The sequence below is a fragment of the Mycobacterium asiaticum genome (assembly GCF_001673315.1).
Lineage (GTDB): Bacteria > Actinomycetota > Actinomycetes > Mycobacteriales > Mycobacteriaceae > Mycobacterium > Mycobacterium asiaticum_B.
The window spans coordinates 1-23,353 of record NZ_LZLQ01000044.1 but is presented as its reverse complement, the minus strand read 5'-3'; the positions used below and the strand labels follow the sequence as shown (position 1 = coordinate 23,353).

Here is a 23,353-nt window from a genome sequence, read left to right as displayed (position 1 = left end):
CTTTACGCGACCGGTTCATAGGTCAGTTCCTGCGACCAGGTGGGCGTGCGGTGCACCAGCCGCATCGGGATGACGCTGGTGGCCTTGACCAGCGAGTCGGCGATCCAGTGGTACTTGGAGGTGCGGTCGATCACCTTCTTGCCGTGCCAGGAGACGATTCGATACATCGGCAATTGGCGGGCGAATGCGCTGCGCTCACCGACAGATTGGAATCGGCGCACCGCCGCGTGCAGGCGCTGCTCGTTCACGCCCATCGCAACGATGTTGTCGCGCATCTTGTTCAGCAGCGCGAAGTAGCTCAGAATGCCGATCAAAATCTGGGGGTTGAGCCAGCCCGCCGCCGTGTCGATGAGCATTCTGCGCATCGTGGAGTGCCCCAGTAGATCGATCACCTCGAAGTCGACCGCTAGGTGCCGGGATTCATCGGAGTTGATCCGCCGGAAAACCTCTTGTGCCACCGGGTCTTTTACCTCGTCGGTGATGAACTTGATCAGCGCGCCGTCGAGTGCCGACTCGAGCATCGGGATCACCGTGCCGAGGAAGGGCAATGTCATGTCGTCTGCGTGTTTGTCCAAGAAGTTGATGATCAACTGCACGTTGACATTTGGCTTGGGGATTTCGTCTCCGTCCAGCATTCCCCACCTGCGCATGAGTGCGAGTTCGGCGTTCGCGTGCTTCTGCTCCTCGGCGTGGAAGTGCTCGTAGATGCTCTTCAGCGTCGGGTTCGGGGCTTTTTTGGCCAACGCGGCAAACCCACGCGCACCGACGTTCTCGATCCACATCAGGTCGGTGAGGAACGGCTTGAGCTTCGTCCACAGCTCCGGCTCGATCAGTTCGGCTCCCGGTGCGTCCCAGTCGATGTCGACCAGGGCCCACTGCTTGTCCTTGATCATCTGCAGCATGTTGTCCAGATCCATCGCCACGATCAATCAATCCTTTCGCGAGTGATTCAGTCCGAGTTCAGTCTTGGGGCAGGATGCGGCCGAGCAACCCGGCACCTTGTACGAACAATCCCGGGAAGTACCGCTTGAGTCGCCAAATGAGTCTGGCGTCGATCTGCGGCACTACGTACAGCCGGCCGCGGTCGTGCGCATCCAGGGTGCGCACCGCGACGTTGTCGGCCGACAGACCGGTCCAGCGCGCCAGCTGCTGGCTCAGGCTCATCGAGCCGGGCGTGATGCGACCATCCTGGAAAACGTTGGTCTTCACGAAGGTTGGGCACAGCACGGTGACTTTGATGCCGGTGCCCTGCAGTTCGGCGGCCAGAGTTTCCGACAGTGACATGACACCGGCCTTGGATACGTTGTAGGCCGCCATCGACGGAGCAGCCGCGAACCCCGCGGCCGAGGCCACGTTGATGATCCCGCCGCGGCCTGCCTCCCGCAGGATCGGGGTGAAGACCTCGCAGCCGTACACCACACCCCACAAGTTGATGCTGAGTGCCCAGGCCCAGTCCTCGATCCCGATCTCGCCGACGGGCTTTCCCCCGATGCCGACACCGGCGTTGTTGATCACCAATGTCGGTGCGCCGTCGAAGACGCTCTGCGCCTGCTTGGCCAACAACTCGATGGCACTGCGGTCCGACACGTCGCATTGCATGTCGTAACCCCTGCCCCGCCCGAGCTGATTGATCAGCTCGGCTGTCGCGAGCGCGCGTTCGGCGTCGATGTCGGCGCAGATGACCTCGCCGCCGCGCCGAGCGAGCTCCAGTGCGAACGATCGCCCGATGCCGCTACCTGCGCCGGTGACCACCGCCTTTGTCTTGGCCGAACGGCCTTGGCCGCGAAGGAGACTGACGGGCCATGCGCTGACGGGCACCAAAGCAAGAACCTTCCGGATAGGTGGAAGCACACCACTAGACGATCATTCACTATGACATTTGTCAATGTGCCATTGAGTAATGGCGATGTCAGACGGTCAAGCCTGACGGGTGCAAGGGGAGGGCGGTGGCCAGGAATTCGCCGCCCTCACGCAGCGCGGTTCTGGCCTCTGGAATGGTGCGGAACATCGCTGGAAAGACGTGAATTTGTCCGCGCGCGACGTGCAGACTGGCCGCAGCACCGGCTTTGCGCAACTGAGCAGCGAAGGTGCGGGCATCGTCGAGCAGCATTTCTGTGCCCCCGACGTGGATCATCGTCGGCGGGAATCCCGCCACGTCGGCGTGGAGCACGTCCAGCAATTCGTGGCGAGGGTCCGTGTCGCCGATGTAGAACGCGAACGTGGATCCCACCCGGCGGGCAGGGGCGAACGCGTCACGTCGGCGCAGGTCTCTGCTGGAGGCCAGTCCGCCGGTCAGATCGAGTGCCGGGGAGAACAACAGCACCGCCGCGGGTGCCGGCAGGCCGCGCCGACGCGCGGCCAGGGTGGTCGCCACCGCGAGCTGGCCGCCGGCCGAGTCGCCGGCCACCGCAACGGCCCGGCCGGAGGCGGTCAACCAGTGGTAGGCCCTGGCCGCGTCTTCCACCGCGTGCGGAAAAGGGTAGAGCGGCGCCTTGCGGTACTCGACGGCGAATACCGGACGGCGCGCTTCGGCCGACAGTTCCCCGATCAGTCCGCGATGAGTTCGCGGTGAACACGCCACGAAGGCTCCGCCGTGAATGTAGAGAACCGCAGCCGCACCTGGATCCACACCGGGTGCACACACCCACTCCCCGCGAATCCGACCGTCTGGGCCCGGTACGTCGACTGGTGTGATGCGCAAGCCACGCCGCGGAGCGGACGCGGCGGCCAGAAACACCCGCAGCGTCGCATCCAACCCGGCCACGCCCAGCGAATTTCCTGGTAGCACCCCGGCCAGCGGCCGCATCGTGGAACGACTCACCGCGAACAGGGCTTTACTGCGCCGACTCGGCCGGGCGTCTGGCAGGGCCGACGGCTTGAGCAAAGGCTCACCGTCCGCCGGATGCACTACAGCGTTGTGTTGCATATGTATCGATGTAACATTATCGGTGTGTTTGTTTCAAGTTGGGTGCTCAGGCGATGAAATACGGCGGACTGCTCGCCAAAGCCGTACAGAAGGTCGGGTCGGTACCGGCGGAGGGGAAGACCGCCGAGCGCATCCTGGACGCCGCGCTGAGACAGTTCGAGGTCTTCGGCATCAACCGCTCAACCGTTGAAGACATCACCCGACGATCGGGGCTCTCCCGTGTCACGCTCTACCGGTATTTCGCCAGCAAAGACGCCATCATCGAAGCGGTGCTACTTCGCGAACTCGAGACATTCCTGCGCGACCTCGAGGCCTACGCGGGCCGGCAATCCACTGTGGAGAGCAAGTTCGTCGAAGGTTTCGTCTTCGTCCTCAATACGTTGCGTGGACACACCCTGCTGCAGCGCCTACTGAGCACCGAACCCGAAGCGGTGCTTCCCTTCTTGACCACCGAAGGGTCGAACACCATGCAGACGGCATCGGCGTTCCTGGCCCGTCAAATCTCCACAGAACTTCCCAACGACGACCGCACTCAACTCGAATTGCTCGAGATCGCCGAAGTAACGGTGCGCATCGTCTTGTCGTTCGTACTCACGCCCTCTCAGCACATCGCACTGGGCGACGACGACGCGGCACGCACCTTCGCTCGTCGCTACCTGTTACCTGCCCTATTGGGCCTCGGCGCCTAGCTCACCAACCGTCCGCAAGCACGACCCGTGCCTAAACGGGCCGAAATCGAATCCCTCGGAAAGGAACTACAGAACGTGTCTCACCGCTCGGCATGGATGACCGAAGAACTCGACGGCCTGCGCGAACTGATTCGCGACTTCCTCGCCAAAGAAGTCGTACCCAACACCGATAAGTTCATCGAGCAACACCACGTCGATCGTGACCTCTGGAACAAGGCGGGTGAACTCGGACTTCTGTGCATGTCGATTCCCGAGGAATACGGCGGTGGCGGCGGCACCTTCGCCCACGAGGCAGTGCTCATCGAGGAGCAGGCCCGCGTTGCCGACACCTCATGGGGGGTCAGTCTGCACAACACCATCGTTGCGCACTACCTGTTGGCCTACGGCACCGAAGAACAGAAACAAAAGTGGCTACCGCGCATGGCCTCGGGAGAGGTCGTCGGCGCCATCGCCATGACCGAACCGGGAACCGGATCGGATCTGCAGAACGTCAAGACCAAGGCGATCCGGGACAACGACGAGTACGTCGTCAACGGCTCAAAAACGTTCATTACCAACGGTGCTCAGGCTGACCTGATCATTGTCGTCGTCAAGACCGCGGTGCACGAAGCCGCCAGCGGGATCTCGCTGGTGCTGGTCGAGGCTGACCGGCCAGGCTTTCGCCGCGGCCGCGTCCTGGACAAGATCGGCCAGAAAGGCCAGGACACCTCCGAGTTGTTCTTCGATGACGTGCGCATCCCCACCACCAACCTGCTGGGGGACACCGAGGGCCAAGGTTTTATTCAGCTCATGCAGCAGCTACCTCAGGAGCGGCTCATCATCGCGGTGGGGTCGGTCGCCGGGATGGAATCGGCTGTCGCGCAAACCATCGCGTACACCAAGAGCCGTCACGCTTTCGGCAAGCCCATCTTCAGCTTCCAGAACACCAAGTTCAAACTCGCCGAAGCCGCCACCGAAACCACCATCGCACGCGTCTTTCTCGACGACTGCATCACCAAACATCTGCGCGGCGAACTCGATATCCCCACCGTCGCAATGGCCAAATGGTGGACCACCGAACGGGCGATGGGCGTGGCCGATCAATGCCTGCAGCTGCACGGCGGGTACGGCTATATGACCGAGTACCCCATTGCCCGGATGTGGGCGGACAACCGCGTCCAGTTGATCTACGCCGGCACCAACGAGATCATGAAGGAGATCATCGCCCGCACGCTGTAGAAACGGGCCATGGCGTGGCACGACCGCGCGGGTACTTCCTGGGCGGCACGTGCCGGGCATGCGCGATAGCTGAGCCGGGTCAGCGGGCGGGGCGACGCGTGTCGATGAGGTCCAGCACGTTGGGTTTGCCGGCGCGATAGCGCGCTTTATCTGCTGCCTTGAACGGCTTCCACCAGGGCGCCTGGAACAGCGTGACGATCTTGGCGGTTCGGCCCGAGTGCCCCGATGCGTGCAGCACGGCGTTGGCGGCCTGACGTCCACCTTCGTTGGCGCCTTCCATGGTGGTGACGTTCTGATCGGTCTGGACCCATTCCCGGCCAGGAACAAATTGTCGATGCCGGTGCCCGATCTGGGTCGCCGCGCCCAGGAGCCCGGATCCTGGATGAACAACGGTTCGTCGTTGCGCACGTTGGGGGTGCCGGAGTCGATGATCGCCGGGTCCAGGAACCAGGAGTGCAGCATCGAGTCGTCGACCACGTGGCCGGTGTCGTTGAGGTGGGCTTTGATCTGGGCCCACGCTTCTCGGGCGATCTCGGTGGGCGTGCACTGGCGCGCGCTCTTGCCGTTGAAGTTTCCCGGCGTACTCCAGTCCGAAAGGATCGCGGAAAGGCAGTCCTTGACGGTGCCGTCGCCGTAGGTGGTGAGGCTGCGCTTCCAAAATTGCTCTTCGCTGATGGATGTAATGCCCCATCCGGAGTCGACGTAGTTGACGTGGCCCTTGGTGACGTCGACGCGCTCTCGCAGATAGAACATCAGCCCGTTCATCCACTCCGTGCGCAGCTGCGCGACGTTGGCCAGGCCCGGGTCGGCGGCGATCACGTCGTCGGTGAGGACGGTGGCGAGTTTCTCGCAGGGGATCGCCGAGACGTACCAGTCCGCGGTGACCGGTTGTGGGATCCCGTTGGCATCGACCACAGTTGCCGAGGCGATGTGCCTGCCATTTGGCGTCAAGCGCGAAAGTGCTTGTCCCACTCTGAAGGTCACGCCCAGTGAGGTAAGGTGATCCACCCACGGGTCCAGCCACTGCGAGCTTGTCGGACCGTTCAGTACCCGGTCGAAGCCCTTGCAGTCGATGTCGTTGCCGAACAACAGGATCGACCACACCGATGCCTCGCCCACCAGCCCGATCGAATGCGCACTGGCATCCCTGGACTTCGAGGCCGCCAGGTTACGGATGATCCCGTCGGCGAGATACCGGTTGTACTCGGCGGACTTCTTGTTCGCGCCGATGTAGTCTTCCCAGGTCAGGTAGTCCCACTGACCAAGTTTTCTTTCGTCGCAACTGGTTACGTAAACAGCAAGCTTCTGCGCCGCGTAGCCGGCCTCCCACAGCGGCAGGCGGAACAGCGTCTGCAGGACGGTCGTCACCGATTCGATGAACGCCTTCGGGGTGATCGGGTTCGGGACGGTGGGCAGCGGAAAGGGCAGCGGGATCGTCAGATCGGCGCGGCCCAATCCCGAATGCAGGTACGACGTCGCCCGGGTCAGGTTGTTCCAAACGCCATTGCTGTTCCCCGCGAACGGGATTCGGCGCATCGTATCCGTCACGTTGCGGTAGAACCCGGGGAAGAACCGAAATCCGTGCTCGGCCGGCAGTGGTGTCGTGCCGGAGTTCGGCACCGGAATCGACCGCGCCTTGCCGCCGAGGGCCTTTCGTTCGTACACGGTGACCGTGTAACCGCGGTCGGCAAGTTCATGGGCGGCGGTCAAACCGGCAACACCCGCCCCGAACACCGCCACCGACTTGCCGGGCGCCGCGTTGGTGACCGGCATTGAACGTGTCAACGCCATTGTGGTCCCGGCGGCCATGGTGGCGGCGAGCAGTGAACGCCGTGACACAGTGGAACGGGACACGCCCTTAAGTTAATTGTCATTCTGTATTTGCAGTGGATTGCCATCGGCGTTTCCTGGTCCTCAGCCCAATAAGTGAACGGCGAATTTCTCTTTAGTAGCCCCTCTCGCTATTCGAGCCGAGACGTGCGAGTATGTAGAGCGTCATACATATCGAGGTCTGCCAGGAGCCGGTGATGCGAAGCCCACGCGAACGGATGGTGGTGTCGGCCGCCCTGTTGATCAGGGAACGCGGCGCGCACGCCACCGCGATCTCCGACGTGCTGGCGCACAGCGGGGCCCCGCGCGGTTCGGCCTATCACCACTTCCCGGGCGGGCGGACCCAGCTGCTGTGTGAAGCGGTGGACTATGCCGGCGAGTACATCGCCGCGCTGATCACCGCGTCCGGCGGAGGCCTCGAACTGCTCGACACGCTGACCGAGAAGTACCGCCAGCAGTTGCTGGACACCGACTTTCGCGCGGGCTGCCCGATCGCTGCCGTGTCGGTGGAGGCAGGCGAGCCGCAGGACCGCGACCGGATGGCACCAGTGGTCGAGCGCGCAGCCGCGGCGTTCGACCGCTGGTCGGAGCTGATGGCGCGGCGTTTCACCGCCGACGGTTTGGTGCCCGAACGCGCCGCGGAATTGGCGACCCTGGCCCTGAGTGCGCTCGAGGGTGCCCTGCTGGTGGCGCGGGCGCGGCGCGACCTGACACCCCTGGATGTCGTGCATCGTCAGCTGCGCGAGGCATTCGAAAGGAGCCTGCCCCAATGACCGATGGTTGGCAGCACACCGCCTGCATCCTCTGCGAATGCAACTGCGGGATCGTGGTCCAAGTCGAAGACCGCAAACTGGCGCGCATCCGGGGCGACAAAGAGCATCCGTGGTCGCAGGGCTATACGTGCAACAAGGCGTTGCGGTTGGACCACTACCAGAACAACCGATCCCGCCTCACCTCACCGCTGCGCCGCCGCGCCGACGGCAGCTTCGAAGAGATCGACTGGGACACCGCGATTGTCGAGATCGCCGAAGGTTTCAAGCACATCCGCGACACCTACGGTGGCGAGAAGATCTTCTACTACGGCGGCGGCGGGCAGGGCAACCACCTGGGCGGGGCCTACAGCGGCGCCTTCCTCAAGGCGCTGGGCGCAAAGTACCGGTCGAATGCGTTGGCGCAGGAGAAGACCGGCGAGGCCTGGGTTGACGCACAGTTATACGGCGGTCACACCCGCGGGGAGTTCGAGCACGCCGAGGTATCGGTGTTCGTCGGCAAGAACCCGTGGATGTCGCAGAGCTTCCCGCGGGCCCGGGTGGTGCTCAACGAGATTGCCAAGGACCCGGGGCGGTCGATCATCGTCATCGACCCCGTCGTCACCGACACCGCCAAGATGGCCGACTTCCATCTGCGTGTCCGACCCGGTTCCGACGCCTGGTGCCTCGCGGCGCTTGCCGCCGTGCTGGTCCAGGAGAACCTCTGTGACGAAGCATTTCTGGCCGAGCACGTGCACGGAGTCGAACCGGTCCGTGCTCGGCTACGTGCCGTACCCGTCGCCGACTTTGCGCAACGCTGCGGCGTCGACGAAGAACTGCTGCGGGCGGCGGCGCGGCGGATCGCACGTGCCGACAGCGTCGCGGTGTTCGAAGACCTCGGCATCCAACAGGGACCGAACAGCACGCTGTGCTCATACCTCAACAAGCTGCTGTGGATCCTCACCGGCAACTTCGCGAAAAGAGGTGCCCAGCATCTGCATTCGTCATTCGCGCCTTTGTTCAGCACGGTCTCCGGCAAGACCCCGGTCACCGGTGCGCCCATCATCGCCGGGCTGATACCGGCCAACGCCGTGCCGGAGGAGATCCTGACCGATCATCCGGACCGGTTCCGCGCCATGATCGTCGAAAGCGGTAATCCCGCGCACTCGCTGGCCGACTCGACGGCGTGCCGCGAGGCATTCCAGTCGCTGGAACTCATGGTGGTAGTCGATGTCGCGATGACCGAAACCGCCAGGCTCGCCCACTATGTGCTGCCGGCGGCATCCCAGTTCGAGAAACCGGAGGCTACCTTCTTCAACTTCGAGTTCCCGAACAACGGTTTTCAGCTGCGCCGGCCGCTGCTTGAACCGCTGCCGGGGACGCTGCCGGAACCGGAGATCTGGGCGCGGCTGGTGCGCGCGCTCGGCGTCATCGACGAAGCGGAACTACGGCCGCTGCGGGAAGCGGCGCTGCAGGACCGACAAGCGTTCACCGAGGCGTTGTTCGGGTCGGTAGCGGGCAACCCGACCATGTCGAAACTGTTGCCGTACGTGCTCTACGAGACACTGGGCCCCACCCTGCCGAGTGGGATGGCGGGCGCGGCCGCGGTATGGGGGCTGGCTCAGAAGACGGCGATGACGTACCCCGACGCTGTTCGACGGGCCGGACACACCGATGGCAACGCACTGTTCGACGCAATTCTCGCGGGACCGTCAGGTGTCACCTTTACCGTCCACGAGTACGAGGACGACTTCGAGCTGATCAGCCACAGCGACCACAGAATCGCGCTGGAAATCCCGGAAATGCTGGATGATCTCGACGCGCTTGCCACCGCGCCGGCCGCATTGACCACGACGGAGTTGCCGATCGTGCTGTCGGTGGGGGAGCGGCGCGCCTACACCGCCAACGACATCTTCCGCGACCCATCCTGGCGTAAACGCGATGTGGACGGGGCGCTTCGGGTCAGCGTCGAAGACGCTCAGTCCCTTGGGTTGGCCGACGGCGGGCGGGCCCGGGTCACCACAGCGGCCGGCAGTGCCGAGGCGACCGTCGAAGTCACCGAGACCATGCAGCCTGGACATGCCGCACTGCCCAACGGTTTCGGGCTGGACTACGTCGGCGAGGACGGCCTGTCGGTAACCCCGGGGGTGGCGCCGAACTCACTCACCTCGACCAACTGGCGCGATTCGTACGCCGGCACGCCGTGGCACAAGCATGTGCCGGCCCGGATCGAAGCTTGCCCAGCGTCGGCTCGCGGGTCGAAAGGTGGCAGCTAGTTCCAGATGCGCACGCGGCGTTGGGGTTCCAGGAACAACTGGTCGTCTTCGGAAACCTCGAAGGCCTCGTAGAACGCGTCAAGGTTGCGGATCACGCCGTTGCAGCGGAACTCGGGTGGCGAGTGCGGGTCGACCGCTAGGCGCCGGATCGCTTCGGCGTCACGGGATTTCGTCCGCCACACCTGCGCCCAGCCGAAAAAGACCCGCTGCACCCCGGTCAGGCCGTCGATGACCGGCGCGGGCTCGCCATTCAGCGACAACTGGTAGGCCAGCAGCGCGATGGACAGACCACCGAGGTCACCGATGTTCTCGCCGACGGTAAAGGCGCCGTTCACGTGGTGGCCGTTCGCCAGCTCGCGCGGCGTGTACTGCTCGTACTGCTCGATCAAAGCCTTGGTGCGGGTGCCGAATTCGGTGCGGTCGTCGTCGGTCCACCAGTCCACCAGGTTGCCGTCGCCGTCGTACTTGGCGCCCTGGTCGTCGAAGCCGTGCCCGATCTCGTGGCCGATCACCGCGCCGATGCCCCCGTAGTTCGCGGCGTCGTCGGCCTCGGCGTCGAAGAAGGGCGGCTGCAGAATTGCTGCGGGAAAGACGATCTCGTTCATCCCCGGGTTGTAGTAGGCGTTGACGGTTTGCGGCGTCATGAACCACTCGTCGCGGTCGACCGGGCCGCCGAGCTTGGCCATCTCCCGGTCGTGGTCGACGGCGTAGCCACGCTGATAGTTGCCGTAAAGGTCGTCACGGTCGATGACCAGCGCGGAATAGTCCCGCCAGTGCGCCGGGTAGCCGACCTTGGCGGTGAACTTGGCCAGTTTGGTCAGCGCACGCTCCCGGGTCTGCGGCGTCATCCAGTCCAGGTCGCTGATGCTGATCCGATACGCCTCGCGCAGGTTGTCCACCAGCGCATCGATGCGAGCCTTGGCGCCCGGCGGAAAGTGCTTCTGTACGTACAGCTTTCCGACCGCATCGCCCATCAGCGTCTCGACCAGCGCGACCGCCCGCTTCCAGCGGTCCCGGATCTGCTCGGTGCCGGTGAGCCTGCGGCCGTAGAAGTCGAAGTCCGCGGCGACCATCGCATCGGTCAGCCAGGGCGAGCGGGCTCGGATCAACCGCCACCGCGCCCAACTCTTCCAGTCGTCGAGGGCTTCACTGTCCCACAGTTCGGCGAAGGTAACGAGGTAGTCAGGTTGGCGCACAACAACTTCGGCGACAGCGTCGGTTGTGCTGCCCAAGCCGGTTACCCAGCCCGCCCAGTCGAATCCGGCGCCCTCGCGCTGTAGTTCGGCGAAGGTACGCAGGTTGTAGGTCAATTCGGCATCGCGGCGCTTGACCACGTCCCAGTGGGCGGCGGCGAGCTTGCTCTCCATCGCCACAATGCGGGCCGCGGTGTCGGCGTGATCCTGCGAGTCCCCGCCGTACACCAGAGCGAACATCCGGGCGATGTGACCGGGGTAGGCGGCCAGGACCGCCCCGTGCTGCTCGTCGCGGTAGTAGGACTCGTCGGGCAACCCGATACCGGATTGGCTGAAGTGCACCAGGTAGCGGCTGGAGTTCTTGGAATCGGTGTCGACGTAGAACCCGACACCACCGCCCACACCGGTGCGTTGCAGGGCGCCCACTACCGCGGCCAGCGTGTTGCGGTCGGGGGCGTCGTCGATAACGGTCAGTTCGTCGTGCAGCGGTTGCAGGCCGCGGGCCTCGACGGCGTTCTCGTCCAGAAAGCTCGCGTACAGATCGCCGATGCGCTGCTCGTCGGTGCCCGGTGCGGCCCCGCTTCGGCTCGCTTCGATGATCAGGTCACGCACCTGCTCCTCGGCGCGGTCGAACAACGTCCGGAAGGCGCCGTCGGTCGCGCGGTCAGCGGGAATGTCGTATTCGGCGAGCCAACGGCCGTTCACGTGACCGAACAGGTCGTCCTGGGGGCGGGCGCTGGCGTCGACGTGGCTCAGGTCGATCCCCGAGCGAATGGCCTCTACTGTCACCCCGCCATCCTTCCATCAGTTTTCGGGTGCAACGATCGGGCCATGCCTGACCAGCAGAAAACCAAGGCGGCCAAGGGCGTCGGCAAACAAGAAGACGAGATCGTCCAAGAAGACGGGATCGTCCAAGAAGACGAGACCGCCGAGGAAATCGACGACCCGTCAGAAGACGGGATCATTTCCAGCTACGGCATCGCCTCGACCGTGCTGGGTTTGATCGCGGTCGCGGCGCTGGTACTGGGCGCCCTGATCTGGACCTCGCACCGCGACGCCTCCGCCGAGCGCGTGTACCTGTCCCGGGTCATGCAGGCGGCCACCGACTGGACCGATGTGCTGATCAACATGAACAACGGCAACATCGACGCCAGTCTGCAGCGCCTGCACGACGGGACGGTGGGACAGCTGAACACCGACTTCGACGCCGCCGTCCAGCCCTACCGGCAGGTGGTGGCGAAACTGCAGAGCCGCAGCACCGGACAGATCGAGGCGGTGGCCATCGACACCGTGCACCGCGACCTCGACACGCAACCCGGCAACCCCCGGCCGGTGGTGACCACCAAGCTGCCGGCCTTCGCCACCCGGACCGACTCGGTCATGCTGGTCGCCACGTCGATCAGTGAGAACACCGGCGGCAAGCCGCAAACCGTGCACTGGAGTCTGCGTCTGGACGTCTCCAACGTGGACGACAAGTTGATGATCTCCAAGCTGGAGTCGATCCGATGAGGAACCTGTGGCGGCTGTTCGCGTTCGACATCCTGGCGCCGCTGGCGGCGATCACCGCACTGGTGGCGATCGGGGGTGTGCTTGCGTGGCCGCGATGGTGGGTGGCGGTCGGTACCGCGTTGGTGTTGCTGGTGATCGAGGGCGTCGCCATCAACTTCTGGCTGCTGCGCCGCGATTCGGTGACAGTGGGTACCGACGACGATGCGCCGGGGTTGCGGTTGGCGGTGGTCTTTCTGGCCGCAGCGGCGCTGTGCGCAGCCGTGGTGACCGGATACACGCATTGGACCACCAAGGACGACGACTTCAAGAAGGACTCGACCGCGGTGACCCAGGTCGCGACCGGTCTGGCCGAGGCCGTCGCGTCGTTTTCCCCTACCGCGCCTGCGGCTTCGGTAGACCGCGCCGCGGCGCTGATGGTGCCGGAACGCGTGGGCAAGTTCAAAGAGGAGTTCACCAAATCCAGCGCCGAATTGGTGCAGCAGAAGGTGTCCATCCAGGCCGCCACGCTGGCGGCTGGTGTCGAGGCGATCGGGCCGACGGCGGCCAGTGTCGCGGTGATCATGCGGGTGACCAAGAATGCGCCCGGTCAACCCGCCAGTAGGGCCAATCCGGCGGTGCGGGTCACGTTGGCCAAACGCGGCAACGACTGGTTGGTGTCGGACTTCGTGCCGATCGGGCGCTGATCAGTTCGAGTCGGGCGACCGCTCGTTCTTCACCCGGACGAACCGGTCCGACAATCTGCGCATCCGGATCATCAGCGACGCCGATGGGCTGACGCTGCCGTCCAGGTAGGAGGCGAGGTCGTCGGCGGCCACCCCGATGCGCGACGCGAACTCCTGCTTCGCCAGGCCAGATCGGTCCATCAGCAGCTGCACGTGCCGGGCGACTTCGGCGCGCTCGTTGACCTCGAGATGGGTGCGGGCGCGTTCCAGCACCTCCCACAGGGCCTTGGCGATTCCGACGGGACGGGATCCGCGCAGGATCTCCTCGACCTGGCGGGCGGTGCGCCCATACGGATCGCGTTTCAGCGCGCCGGCGATGCGCTTCCAGGTGTCGATGTCGCCGCCCCGCAGGGCAGAGTTGATCGCGGCAGTGGACCAGAATTCGACGGGCTGGTCCGAGTCGGGCCGCCGCACCGAGTCGGATGGGTGGGACGACGCGGCGGGCGCGCCCTTCCAGCGGTCGGCAGCCAACGTCACCTCGCCTCCTCCAACATTGCTACGGCCACGGACAGGCAGCGCTGCCTGACGTCCTCCCAGTCTGCCTTCTCTGCCTCGGACCAATCCTCATCAACGTCGGACGGATCGGGATCGGCCAGCCGGCGGACTAGTTCGGTGGCCATCCGTTGCTGCCGCGAAGACGGTCCGGCAGGTTGACCACAGTAATACCTGTCCATCCCGGCCAGCACCTCCGCCGCGGTCTCCGGGTCCATGACGTCGACCATGTCAGCAAAATCGGCGTAATCGCGGTGACTGTTACGGGCCATGATCAGATAGCCCTTCAGTCGCAGCGTTTCCGCCCCGGTCGGGATGAGCAATCGATCTCCGGTGGGCAGCTGGACGTTGGTGGTCTCGACCGGGCTGCGGCGCCGGTACTTCGGGCGCGTCCGGCCACCACTCTCCAGTGCGTCGAGGGCGACGGACAGGCGTCCGCGCCAGAGCGTGACCGGATGAACCCCGCGGTCAGGCCGGGATATCGCGCGGGCGATGCCGTTGCGATACGCCTCGCTGACTTTGTTGGCCCTTCTGGCGGCCTGGGCGACGGCGTGGGCCTGGCCCACGCCGATCGAGGCGACCGCGCCGCTGGCGCCCGTCGGGCCGAAAGAGACCGTCACCGCGTCCGCGTCGACCGTGTCCGGTTCGGGTTCCCGGTCGGGCTCCTTGCGTCCGCAACCGCTGAACGCCAGCGGGTCGGCTACGCAAACCGCGTCCGGCGCAAGGTGTTTGAGTTTCGCCGCGGATTTGATCACCATGCGCAGATCGGCGCTGGGCGCGATCACCGCGGTGATGTCCTCGGGAATGGTGACGACGCCGCCGAGGTCGACGTCAGGCAGCGGACGGTCGAAATCGACCGACGGCAGGACGCGACCCAACCAACCCGGCAGCCACCAGTTCCACTTGGCGAACATCGCCATCAGCGCCGGAACCAGCACCAGCCGAACGACGGTGGCGTCGACGGCGATCGCGACAGCGCACGCCACACCGATCTCGGCGACCAGTGGCATGCCCGCGAAGGCGAAGCCGCAGAACACCGCGATCATGATCAGCGCCGCACTGGTGATGGTGCGGGCGCTGGTGCTCACGCCGTAGGCGACCGCATCCCGGGTGTGACCGGTCTGCAGGAAACGCTCCCGGATGCGTGTCAGCAGGAAGATCTCGTAATCCATCGACAGACCGAATGTCATCGCCAGCACCAGCGGCGGCACCGTGCTGTCGATGGACGTCAGGTGCGGGAAACCGAGGCCCTCGGCCCAACCCCACTGGAAGACCATCACCAGGCTGCCGTAGGCGGCCGCCACCGACAGCAACGTCATCAGGACGCCTTTGATCGCCAGCAGCACGGAGTGCACCGACAGCAACAGCATCAGGAAGGCGATCAGCGCGACGAAGCCCAACACCAGGGGCTGCGTCGCGGCCACCCGATCATCGAAGTCCTTGATCAGTGCGGTCGACCCGCCGACAGCCACTTGCGCGTCGCCGGCGACGGTGGGCACCTGGCTGCGCATCCAGTCGACGGTGTGTCGCGCACGCATGTCTTCCGGATCGACGGAAAGTACTGCGCCGAGCACGGCGCTGTTGTTGTCGTCGGCGTATTCCGGCGGGGTGACCGATGCTACGTCGGGTGCCTCCGCCATCTTCTGCCGGATCTTGCCGAGCAGTTCTGCGTGGGCGGGCGCAGCATCCGGGCCCTGCGGCCAGTCCGGAAACGTGACCAGCACCTGGACCGGTCCCAGGGCGCCCGGCCCGAGGGCCTGGGATGCGGCGGCCACGCCAGCCCGAATCTCGTGGGATGAATCGAACTGACGCAGCAGGCTGTTACCCAACACCATCGACATCGCTGGTACGGCCATCAGCAGCAACACCGCTGAGGCCGCCAGCGCGGAAATCCAGGGCCGGCGCATCACCCAGGTGACCCAGCGGGTCCAGAACCGCGACACCGTGCTCTCCGGTCGGCGCGACCAGTGCAGCAGAGGCGACCTCTTGGCCGCGGCGCGGGCGAACGTAGCCAGCAGCGCGGGAGTCAGCGTGGCCGAAGTCAGCATCGCGATGGCGACCGCGAGGATCGCGCCGGTCGCCATCGATCTGAGCGCCGGGGTGTTGATCAGGTAGATGCCGGTGAGCGAGGCGATGACGGTCATGCCGGACAACACCACCGCGAGCCCGGAGGTGGCCATTGCCGCGTCCACCGCCTCCTGCGGCTGTCGGCCGGTGCGCAGCTCCTCCCGGAAACGCATCAGGATGAACAGCGAATAATCCACGGCCAGTGCGATGCCGAACATGGACACGGTCGAAGTGACGAACACCGACATGGTGGTGTGCATGGACAGCGCATAGACCAGGCCCATGGTGACCACGACCGTGCAGACGCCGAGCGCCAGCGGGATCGCGGCCGCGGCCAGCGAGCCGAACACCGCCAGCAGCACGATCAGGATGATCGGCAAGTTCCACTCTTCGGCTTTGGCGATGTCGTGCTTGGTGTTGGCCGCCGCGGCCGCCGACAACGCGCCCTGTCCGATGACGTAGAGCCGGACGCGGCCGTTGGCGGTCTGCCCGGAACGGTCGTCCTCGACGCCGATCCGCTGGCGCAGCTTCTTGGCGACGTCGCTGGTGCCCGGGTTGCGGGCGTCCAGTCGCAGCGTGATGACGTAAGGCCGGTCCGGCTGCGGGGGGCGTTGGGTGGGGTTGGGCGCTTCGGAGACCCCGGGCAGCTCGCCGGCGATGCGTCGCAACTCGGCGACGGCTTCGGTGATGTCCTGGTAGGTGGAGTCGGCGCGCGGGGCGGCGACCAGCGCCAATGGCGACGCACCCAGGTCTGGGTACTGAGCGACGAGTTCGTCGTGCACGGCCAGTGACTGCGAACCGGCCACCTCGAACCCGCCGCCGGTGAGGTTCCCGGATTGCGTCAACGCCAAATAGACCGCCGGCACCAGGGCAAGCAACCAGCCTGTGAAGACCAACCAGCGGAATCTGCGCAGGTTGCGGCTTAGCCGCATCATGAACTGCTGGATTTCTATCTCCCCGTATTTCTCCGCAGCGCGTGCCCGCGAGCCTACCCGAGAACGCGGAACTGAAGTCTGCCTATCGGTTCCTGAGCTGGGACGACACCGCTTCGGCGGGATTGTTGTGAAGTCGTGATCACCACTGACGAGTTGGCACCGCTGCTGCCCAGGATGGCAGGATGTGGACAGCCGCGGTCGGGGGACGTCGAGCGGCGGTCGTGAGGAGTAATTCATGAAGCCAAGCAGGGCGAATGTGCGCCGTGGGCTTTTCGCAGTAGTGACCGCGACGGGTCTGTCGTGCGCCGGCAGTGCTGTCCTGGCGGCGCCGGCCGCGACGGGTTCGACGGACCCGTGCGCGGCCAGCGAGGTCGCCCGAACGGTCGGCTCGGTGGCCAAGTCGATGGGCGACTACCTGGACTCCCATCCGGAAACCAACCAGGTGATGACGAGCGCTTTGCAACAGCAGCCGGGGCCGCAGTCGCTGGGCTCGATCAAGACCTATCTAGAGGCCAACCCGAAGGTGGCCCTCGACATGCAGGGGTTGGCCAACCCGCTGAACAAGCTGGGAACGCAGTGCAGGCTGCCGATCTCGCTGCCGCAGGCGCTGACCATGGTGCAGGCCGCCCAGGGCGGCGCGCTGCCGAGTCTGCCGGGGGGATTGCCGGGGGCGGGGACACCGGCCGCGCCGGTGGCCGGCACGGGTCCGCTCCCGGGGCCCAAGCCCAACAACCGCTGAACGACGACTCAGCCAGCCGTCCGAATCCTCGGATCGGTCGGCGGGTCGTCGGCGTCCGCGTCGGATGCCTTCTCGGTGCGGAACACGAAGAAGAACACCACCCAGCCGATCGCGGCGATGAACAGCCAGCTGATCAGCCGGTAGATCAACATCGCTGAGATGGCGTTGGGCAGGGTCATGCCGCTCGACACCAAGCCGGGCACCAGCACGGCCTCGACGACCAGGAGGCCGCCGGGCATCAGTGGAATCGTGCCGACCGCACGCGCCGCCGCGTAGGCAACGGTCAGCCCGGCGACCGAGGCGTGGTCACCCGCGGCGTAGGCGGCAAAGGCCAAGCAGGCGACGTCGGCGATCCAATTGAACAGCGACCAGCTGAAGGCCACCCCCAGGTCGCGCCGGCTCAGGCTGACCGACTCGAGCTGCGTCAGGATCTCGCGCCACTTCGCCAGGCCGGTGTCGGCAGGTTTGCCGCGCACCGAATTGACCGTCCTGAGTACCTTGCCGCCGATCCCTTCGATCAGCTCTGGACGCGACGCGACGGCTTGCGCCAGCAGTAACAGTGCGACGAAACCGCCGAGGGTGAACAGCAGTGAGAACGGGTTGTTCCGGGCGCCCAGGAAGAAGGCGCCGCCCAGGCCCAGCACTGCCAGTCCCACCGCCTGCAACGCCCCCGACATGACCAGCTGCCAGGACGCCACCACGGTGGAGGCGCCCCAGATCCGCTGCTGACGCAACAGGAACGTCGCCGAGATCACCGGGCCGCCGGGCAGGGTAGTGCTCAGTGAGTTGGCGGCGTAAAACGCGGCCTCTGACCGCAACTGTTTGACGTGCACCCCGGCCGACCGCAGCAGGGTGCGCTGAATCTGGGCGAAACTGTGCATGGACGCCGCCGCGGCCACCATCGCGGCGACCAGCCACCACCATTCGGCCTCGAACAGACTCATCCACGCCTTGGCCAGCTGATCCCACACCAACGCGATCTCGACGCCCAGCACCAGCGCCACAACCGTCAGCACCACCCACCGCAGCCACCAGTACTTGCCCCGCGGAGCGGTCTCGCCCGGCGCCAGCGGTACCCCCACGAGCTTGCGGGAGGCGGCGTCGTGCGACATCGCATTAGGGTAACCGGGCGGGTGACGCGGCCAAAGCTGCACGTCGCCGACGTGTCGGGGTCGTTCCTGGCTCGTAACCGGATCGTGCCGCCCGGGTTTGCGGGAGTTGACCGCTATGCACCGTTAGAGTGGCCGAATGTCGACAACTTTCGACGACGACGCGGTGACCCCGCTGGTTCGCAAAACCGCCGCGTGGGCGTGGCGGCTGTTGGTTATCCTCGCTGCCGGGGTAGCGCTGCTCTGGGTCGTCGGCAAGCTGGAAGTCATCGTGGTGCCGGTGTTGCTGGCGCTGATGCTCAGCGCGTTGCTGGTGCCGTTGGCGGACTGGCTGGACCGGCGGGGGTTGCCGCGTGGCGCGGCGGTCGCGATGGTGTTGTTCGGCGGGTTCGCGATCTTGGGCGGCTTGCTGACGTTCGTGGTCACTCAGTTCATCGTGGGCCTTCCCGACCTGGTCAAACAGGTTGAGCGCAGCATCGACTCCAGCCGGAGATGGCTGATCGAAGGGCCGGCACACATTCGCAACGAACAGATCGACCATGCCGGCAACGCCGCGATCGAGGCGCTGCGCAATAACCAGGCGAAGGTGACCAGCGGTGCGTTGTCGACCGCAGCCACCATCACCGAGTTGCTCACCGCGGCGGTATTGGTGCTGTTCACGCTGATTTTCTTCCTTTACGGCGGACGCAATATCTGGAAGTACGTGCAGCGGATATTTCCCGCCCACGTCCGGGACCGCGTCCATGAGGCTGGACTTGCCGGATACGGAGCCCTGACCGGCTACATCCGCGCCACGTTCCTGGTCGCCCTGACCGATGCGGTGGGCGTGGGCGCCGGCCTGGCGATCATGGGGGTGCCGCTGGCGTTGCCGCTGGCCTCGATTGTCTTCCTCGGTGCTTTCGTGCCCCTGATCGGTGCGTTGGTGTCGGGCCTGCTGGCGGTGGTGGTGGCGCTGCTGGCCAAGGGCTTGGTCTATGCGCTGCTCACGCTCGGTTTGCTGATCGTGGTCAACCAGCTCGAAGCGCATGTGCTGCAGCCGCTGGTGATGGGCCGTGCCGTGTCGATCCACCCGTTGGTCGTGGTGCTCGCGATCGCCGCCGGTGGCGTGCTGGCCGGGATCGTCGGCGCCTTGCTGTCGATACCGACGGTGGCCTTCCTGAACAACGCACTGCAGGTGCTGTTGGCCAGGGATCCGGAGGCCGCGCAGGAGGAGCAGCGAGAAGAGGAAGACGTGGCGCCGATCGTGCAGGCCACACCGGATAAACCGGGCGAGGGCTAGCGCCGAGCTGGGCGACGGCTAGCGAAAAGCCGGGCGACGGCTAGCGCGCGCTTCGGCGCAGGTACGGGCGACGGCTAGCGCCGCGCTTCCGCGCAGGGTACCGGGCGCTCAGCGTGCACAGAATGCCAGCTTCTGCGGCGTGTCACTGTCCGGCTGTGCACGCTCGCCACAGCAGAGAACCTAGATCCGGCCCTCGCGACGCAACAGGTCCTGAGCGCTCAGACCGCCCCCTCCGGTACGGCGCCGTCGACCGGGGTCCACGGTGCCGTCGTCCTGAATCGCGCGGGCGTCGAGCTTCTCGGTGGCGGTCTCGGAGTCGTCGCCCTCGGCGCGCTGCACAGGCAGAGCGGCCGTCTTGTCGGAGTCGGCCCTCATGTCCGGTTTGGTCTCGGGTTTGGCGTCCGGTTTGGTCTCCGGCCGACCGCCGGCCGCGGGCATCTTGTTGGTCTGATCGGCCGACGGCGCCGGCGGCGGTACCCGCTTCGGCGGACGCGGCGTTGCTGGTTCGGCGCGGCCTGCCGGCGGATTGCCTTGGGCCTTCAGGCGGGCCGTCGGTGGCTCCGCGGGCTGGTTCGCCGGGGGAGTCGCCCGGACCGGAACCTGACCGGCGCCCGGTCCCAGCTCTGGCCTGGCGGCCGGACGAGAACGCTCCAGCGCCGCCGGGTGGGTGGGGTCGTGCGGTGCGCGAGGCGCCGCTTTGGCACCCGCGGCGACCAGACCGGCGGTGACCGGCGGCCGTACCGTGCTGGCGGGCCGCTTGCGCTCGTCGGGCAGCTGGATCTCGCCCAGCCCGATGCGGTTCTGCAGGCGCCGCATCCAGCGCGGCGCCCACCAGCAGTCGTCGCCCAGCAGCTTCATCACCGACGGCACCAGGAACATCCGCACCACGGTCGCATCGAGCAGCAGCGCCGCCATCAACCCGAACGCGAGGTACTTCATCATCACCAGGTCGGAGAACACGAACGACCCGGCGACCACCGCCAGCACCAGCGCGGCCGCGGTGATCAGCCGCCCGGTGGTTGCGGTACCGATTCGGATGGCTTCCTGGGTGGACATGCCGTTTTCGCGGGCCTCGACCATTCGGGAGACCAGGAATACCTCATAGTCGGTGGCCAGCCCATAACCGACAGCCACCACCAGCGCGATGATCACCACCATCAGTGGTGTCGGCGTGAAATTCAGTAGGCCGGCACCGTGACCTTCGATGAATATCCAGGTCAAGATGCCCATGGTGGACCCGAGCGTCAGCACGCTCATCACCGCCGCCTTGATCGGCAGCACCACTGAGCCAAATGCCAGGAACATCAACAGCATGGTGGTGGTGATCAGCACGACCACCATCAGCGGCGCCTTGTCCACCAGGCTGTGTATCGAATCCTGTTCCAGCGCCGGCGTTCCGCCGACGTATATCTCGAGGCCCTTCGGCGGGGTGATGGCGCGTAGCTCTTCGAGCTTCTTCGACGAGTCGGCGGCGTTGGACAGCCCATTCTGCAGCACCCGAACCGACGGGTCTTTCGAGCCGCCCGGCGCTTGCGGACGCTCCTGCCACATGTTCGCAGGGTTGTTGTCCTGGTCGATGAACCCCGGGATCGCCATCGCCTTGCTGCGAATGTCCGCCACCTGCTGGTCGGTGACCGGCTGATGGTTGGTGGACTGGATCACCACAGTCAGCGGATTGGTGCGATAGCCGGGAAAGAGCTTGTCGAAGTGCTCCTGGGCCTGGCGCGCCGAATTGTTCGGCGGGAGGTACTTCTCGCTCATCCCGCCCAGAGACATGTTGCCCAGCGGAATGATCAGCAGGATCATGCCGACCACGATCGGGATAGCGAACGCCAGCGGACGCTTCATGACGAAGTTCGTCAGCTTGCCCCAGAATCCGGCCTCGACCTCTTCGCGCGTCTTGGTCTTCTGCAGCCGGTCGGCCAGCCAGTTCAGGTAAGCCCGAGAGACCTTCCAGTTCCGCAGGAAGGGCACCCGGAACGCGGTCCGCACACCCAGGGCGTCGACGTGCTTGCCCAGGACGCCCAGGCAGGCCGGCAACAGCGTGATGGACAGGATCGCGGCCAGGGTGACCGCGGTGATCAGGGCATAAGTCAGCGATTTCACGAAGCCCTGCGGCAACAGCAACAGGCTGGCGCCGGAAGCGGCGATCAACACCGCCGAGAACACCACCGTGCGACCCGCCGTCATCACCGTGCGGCGCACCGCGGCTTCGGTGTCGTAGCCCTCGGCGATCTCCTCGCGGAACCGGCTCACCACGAACAGCCCGTAGTCCACGGCGATACCGAGACCGATCAGCGAGACGACCGGTTGGGCGAAGAAGTGCACCGGCCCGAACATCGCGATCAACCGCAAGATGCCCAACGAGCCGGCGATGCTCAGGCCGCCGACCATGACCGGCAGGCATGCCGCGACCGCGCCGCCGAACACCAGGAACAGCACCACGGCAACCAAGGGCAGCGCCAGCACTTCCATGCGTCGCTGGTCGGTGGCGATAGTGCCGGTCAACGCGCTGGCGATCGGTTGCAAACCGGCGAGCTGGACCGTGCCGCCATCCAGCTTCTGCAGCGCTGGCTCGACGGTCTTGTAGTTGGTGAGGATGGTGTCGTCGTCGTCACCCTTGAGTGGGATGGACACGAACGTGTAGTGCTTGTCGTCAGTGGCCATGCCCTTGATGACCGAGCTGGTGCTGTCCGGGGCCCGCAGATAGCCGGCCCAGCCGAGCACCTCTTTGGGGTGGTCGGAGACGAACTGGTTCAGCTCGTCGCTGATCTTCTTCGACCACTGCGGGTCGGTGACGGTCTTGCCGTCCGGGGCTTTGAAAATGGCGACGATGTGACCGGTCCGGTCGCGGCCGTAGACCTGGTCGCCCAGGATGGAGGCCTTGACCGACTGGCTGCCGTCGTCGTAGAAGCCGCTCTGCGTGACATGCTTGCCCAGGCTGAGCCCGAAGATGCCGCCGAATAGGCACAGAGCCACAGTGACCCCGATTACGATGAACCTGTATTGGTACACCGTTCGACCCCACCAGGCGAACACGTAAGCTCCTTACTGGATCGCTAGCGACCCGCGCATTGCTTTTCGATTGTCGGACACGCGGTTTGGTTACGCACGCGAGGTCAAGAGCGACGCCAGCGGCCGGAACGGCTGCAGCCATGCCCCCTGTTCAGGCAGCGAATCCAGGCCGATCCGCGGCAATGGCTCCCGGAACACACCTGCGATGTCCTCCAGGTCGACGAACTCCAAGGTATCCGACGCTAGCGCCCAACTAGCGTGTTCACGAAATCCGAGCACTTGAACCGGGACCCCGGCCCGGGCGACTTCCTCCAGCGGTTGGCGGAACGCCTGACCGTCGGCCGAGGCCACCGTCTTCACCAACATCGCACCCGGTAGCGCCGAGGTGGTACGGCCGTGGGTGGACGCGCTGCGCAACGTGGGATTCGCCGTCTTCGCCAAGCCCAAGATCGATGAGGACAGCGACGTCGACCGCGACATGCTCGAACACATCGATCAGCGGTTCGCAGAGGGCTTGGCGGCTCTGGTGGTGGCCTCGGCCGACGGTCAGGCGTTCCGCCAACCGCTGGAGGAAGTCGCCCGGGCCGGGGTCCCGGTTCAAGTGC

Annotated in this window: 17 protein-coding genes and 3 pseudogenes; 9 read left to right on the top strand and 11 right to left on the bottom strand. The window is 65.6% G+C overall.

Annotation, left to right across the window (positions count from 1 at the left end; genetic code table 11):
* Positions 1-2: 2 nt before the first annotated feature.
* From A5636_RS07170 to A5636_RS07160, 3 genes are all read right to left on the bottom strand, one after another.
* Positions 3-923 (bottom strand): reductase, encoded by a 921-nt coding sequence (locus A5636_RS07170; RefSeq protein ID WP_065158001.1) that lies wholly within the window; start codon positions 921-923, stop codon positions 3-5.
* 37 nt (positions 924-960) lie between these two features.
* Positions 961-1,818, bottom strand: coding sequence for an SDR family NAD(P)-dependent oxidoreductase (locus A5636_RS07165; RefSeq protein WP_065158010.1), 858 nt, complete (start codon positions 1,816-1,818; stop codon positions 961-963).
* 91 nt (positions 1,819-1,909) lie between these two features.
* The gene (locus A5636_RS07160; RefSeq protein WP_437339811.1) at positions 1,910-2,806 is read right to left on the bottom strand and encodes an alpha/beta hydrolase; all 897 of its coding nucleotides are present in this window, start codon (positions 2,804-2,806) and stop codon (positions 1,910-1,912) included.
* Between the two features lie 173 nt (positions 2,807-2,979).
* Between A5636_RS07160 and A5636_RS07155 the strand changes: the two genes are divergently transcribed.
* Together A5636_RS07155 and A5636_RS07150 are read left to right on the top strand one after the other, a co-directional pair.
* Positions 2,980-3,615, top strand: a complete 636-nt coding sequence (locus A5636_RS07155; protein ID WP_065158000.1) for a TetR/AcrR family transcriptional regulator — start codon at positions 2,980-2,982, stop codon at positions 3,613-3,615.
* Between the two features lie 75 nt (positions 3,616-3,690).
* Positions 3,691-4,833, top strand: a complete 1,143-nt coding sequence (locus A5636_RS07150; protein ID WP_155763677.1) for an acyl-CoA dehydrogenase family protein — start codon at positions 3,691-3,693, stop codon at positions 4,831-4,833.
* Between the two features lie 79 nt (positions 4,834-4,912).
* On the opposite strand, the gene A5636_RS27145 is transcribed toward A5636_RS07150, so the two are convergent.
* Both A5636_RS27145 and A5636_RS07145 read right to left on the bottom strand, forming a co-directional pair.
* Positions 4,913-5,113: a hypothetical protein gene (locus tag A5636_RS27145; protein ID WP_253900526.1), complete on the bottom strand. Its 201-nt coding sequence runs from the start codon at positions 5,111-5,113 to the stop codon at positions 4,913-4,915.
* An 86-nt stretch (positions 5,114-5,199) separates the two neighbouring features.
* Positions 5,200-6,606, bottom strand: a pseudogene (locus A5636_RS07145) (hydroxysqualene dehydroxylase); the annotation flags it as partial.
* A gap of 254 nt (positions 6,607-6,860) precedes the next feature.
* Here A5636_RS07145 and A5636_RS07140 point away from each other — a divergent pair.
* Both A5636_RS07140 and A5636_RS07135 read left to right on the top strand, forming a co-directional pair.
* Positions 6,861-7,436 (top strand): TetR/AcrR family transcriptional regulator, encoded by a 576-nt coding sequence (locus A5636_RS07140; protein ID WP_065157998.1) that lies wholly within the window; start codon positions 6,861-6,863, stop codon positions 7,434-7,436.
* Entirely contained in the window at positions 7,433-9,688 is a 2,256-nt protein-coding gene (locus A5636_RS07135; RefSeq protein WP_065157997.1) for a molybdopterin-dependent oxidoreductase, read from the top strand. The genes A5636_RS07140 and A5636_RS07135 overlap by 4 nt, the downstream gene beginning before the upstream one ends.
* Here A5636_RS07135 and A5636_RS07130 read toward each other — a convergent pair.
* Positions 9,685-11,670 carry a M13 family metallopeptidase gene (locus A5636_RS07130; protein ID WP_065157996.1) on the bottom strand — a complete coding sequence of 662 codons (1,986 nt, stop codon included), beginning with the start codon at positions 11,668-11,670 and terminating at the stop codon, positions 9,685-9,687. The genes A5636_RS07135 and A5636_RS07130 overlap by 4 nt on opposite strands.
* A 42-nt stretch (positions 11,671-11,712) precedes the next feature.
* Between A5636_RS07130 and A5636_RS07125 the strand changes: the two genes are divergently transcribed.
* Positions 11,713-12,390 carry a hypothetical protein gene (locus A5636_RS07125; protein ID WP_253900524.1) on the top strand — a complete coding sequence of 226 codons (678 nt, stop codon included), beginning with the start codon at positions 11,713-11,715 and terminating at the stop codon, positions 12,388-12,390.
* Positions 12,387-13,073 carry a hypothetical protein gene (locus A5636_RS07120; RefSeq protein WP_065157995.1) on the top strand — a complete coding sequence of 229 codons (687 nt, stop codon included), beginning with the start codon at positions 12,387-12,389 and terminating at the stop codon, positions 13,071-13,073. The genes A5636_RS07125 and A5636_RS07120 overlap by 4 nt, the downstream gene beginning before the upstream one ends.
* On the opposite strand, the gene A5636_RS07115 is transcribed toward A5636_RS07120, so the two are convergent.
* Both A5636_RS07115 and A5636_RS07110 read right to left on the bottom strand, forming a co-directional pair.
* Entirely contained in the window at positions 13,074-13,589 is a 516-nt protein-coding gene (locus A5636_RS07115) for a hypothetical protein (protein WP_065157994.1), read from the bottom strand.
* Positions 13,586-16,606 carry an MMPL family transporter gene (locus A5636_RS07110; protein WP_065157993.1) on the bottom strand — a complete coding sequence of 1,007 codons (3,021 nt, stop codon included), beginning with the start codon at positions 16,604-16,606 and terminating at the stop codon, positions 13,586-13,588. The genes A5636_RS07115 and A5636_RS07110 overlap by 4 nt, the downstream gene beginning before the upstream one ends.
* 235 nt (positions 16,607-16,841) lie before the next feature.
* On the opposite strand from A5636_RS07110, the gene A5636_RS07105 reads away from it, so the two are divergent.
* Complete coding sequence (locus A5636_RS07105) at positions 16,842-17,345, top strand: hemophore (RefSeq protein ID WP_065157992.1); 504 nt, start codon at positions 16,842-16,844, stop codon at positions 17,343-17,345.
* 8 nt (positions 17,346-17,353) lie between these two features.
* Here the strand turns inward: A5636_RS07105 and A5636_RS07100 are convergent, their stop codons facing one another.
* Positions 17,354-18,457 (bottom strand): TIGR00374 family protein, encoded by a 1,104-nt coding sequence (locus A5636_RS07100; protein WP_081287650.1) that lies wholly within the window; start codon positions 18,455-18,457, stop codon positions 17,354-17,356.
* Positions 18,458-18,593: 136 nt separating this feature from the next.
* Here A5636_RS07100 and A5636_RS07095 point away from each other — a divergent pair, with 136 nt between their 5' ends.
* Positions 18,594-19,733, top strand: a complete 1,140-nt coding sequence (locus tag A5636_RS07095) for an AI-2E family transporter (RefSeq protein ID WP_065157991.1) — start codon at positions 18,594-18,596, stop codon at positions 19,731-19,733.
* Between the two features lie 180 nt (positions 19,734-19,913).
* On the opposite strand, the gene A5636_RS07090 is transcribed toward A5636_RS07095, so the two are convergent.
* Positions 19,914-22,772 carry an MMPL family transporter gene (locus A5636_RS07090; RefSeq protein WP_065157990.1) on the bottom strand — a complete coding sequence of 953 codons (2,859 nt, stop codon included), beginning with the start codon at positions 22,770-22,772 and terminating at the stop codon, positions 19,914-19,916.
* A gap of 66 nt (positions 22,773-22,838) precedes the next feature.
* A pseudogene (locus A5636_RS07085) lies at positions 22,839-23,099 on the bottom strand (NYN domain-containing protein); the annotation flags it as partial.
* Here A5636_RS07085 and A5636_RS07080 point away from each other — a divergent pair.
* A pseudogene (locus A5636_RS07080) lies at positions 23,092-23,353 on the top strand (NYN domain-containing protein); the annotation flags it as partial. The pseudogenes A5636_RS07085 and A5636_RS07080 sit on opposite strands and share 8 nt — an antisense overlap.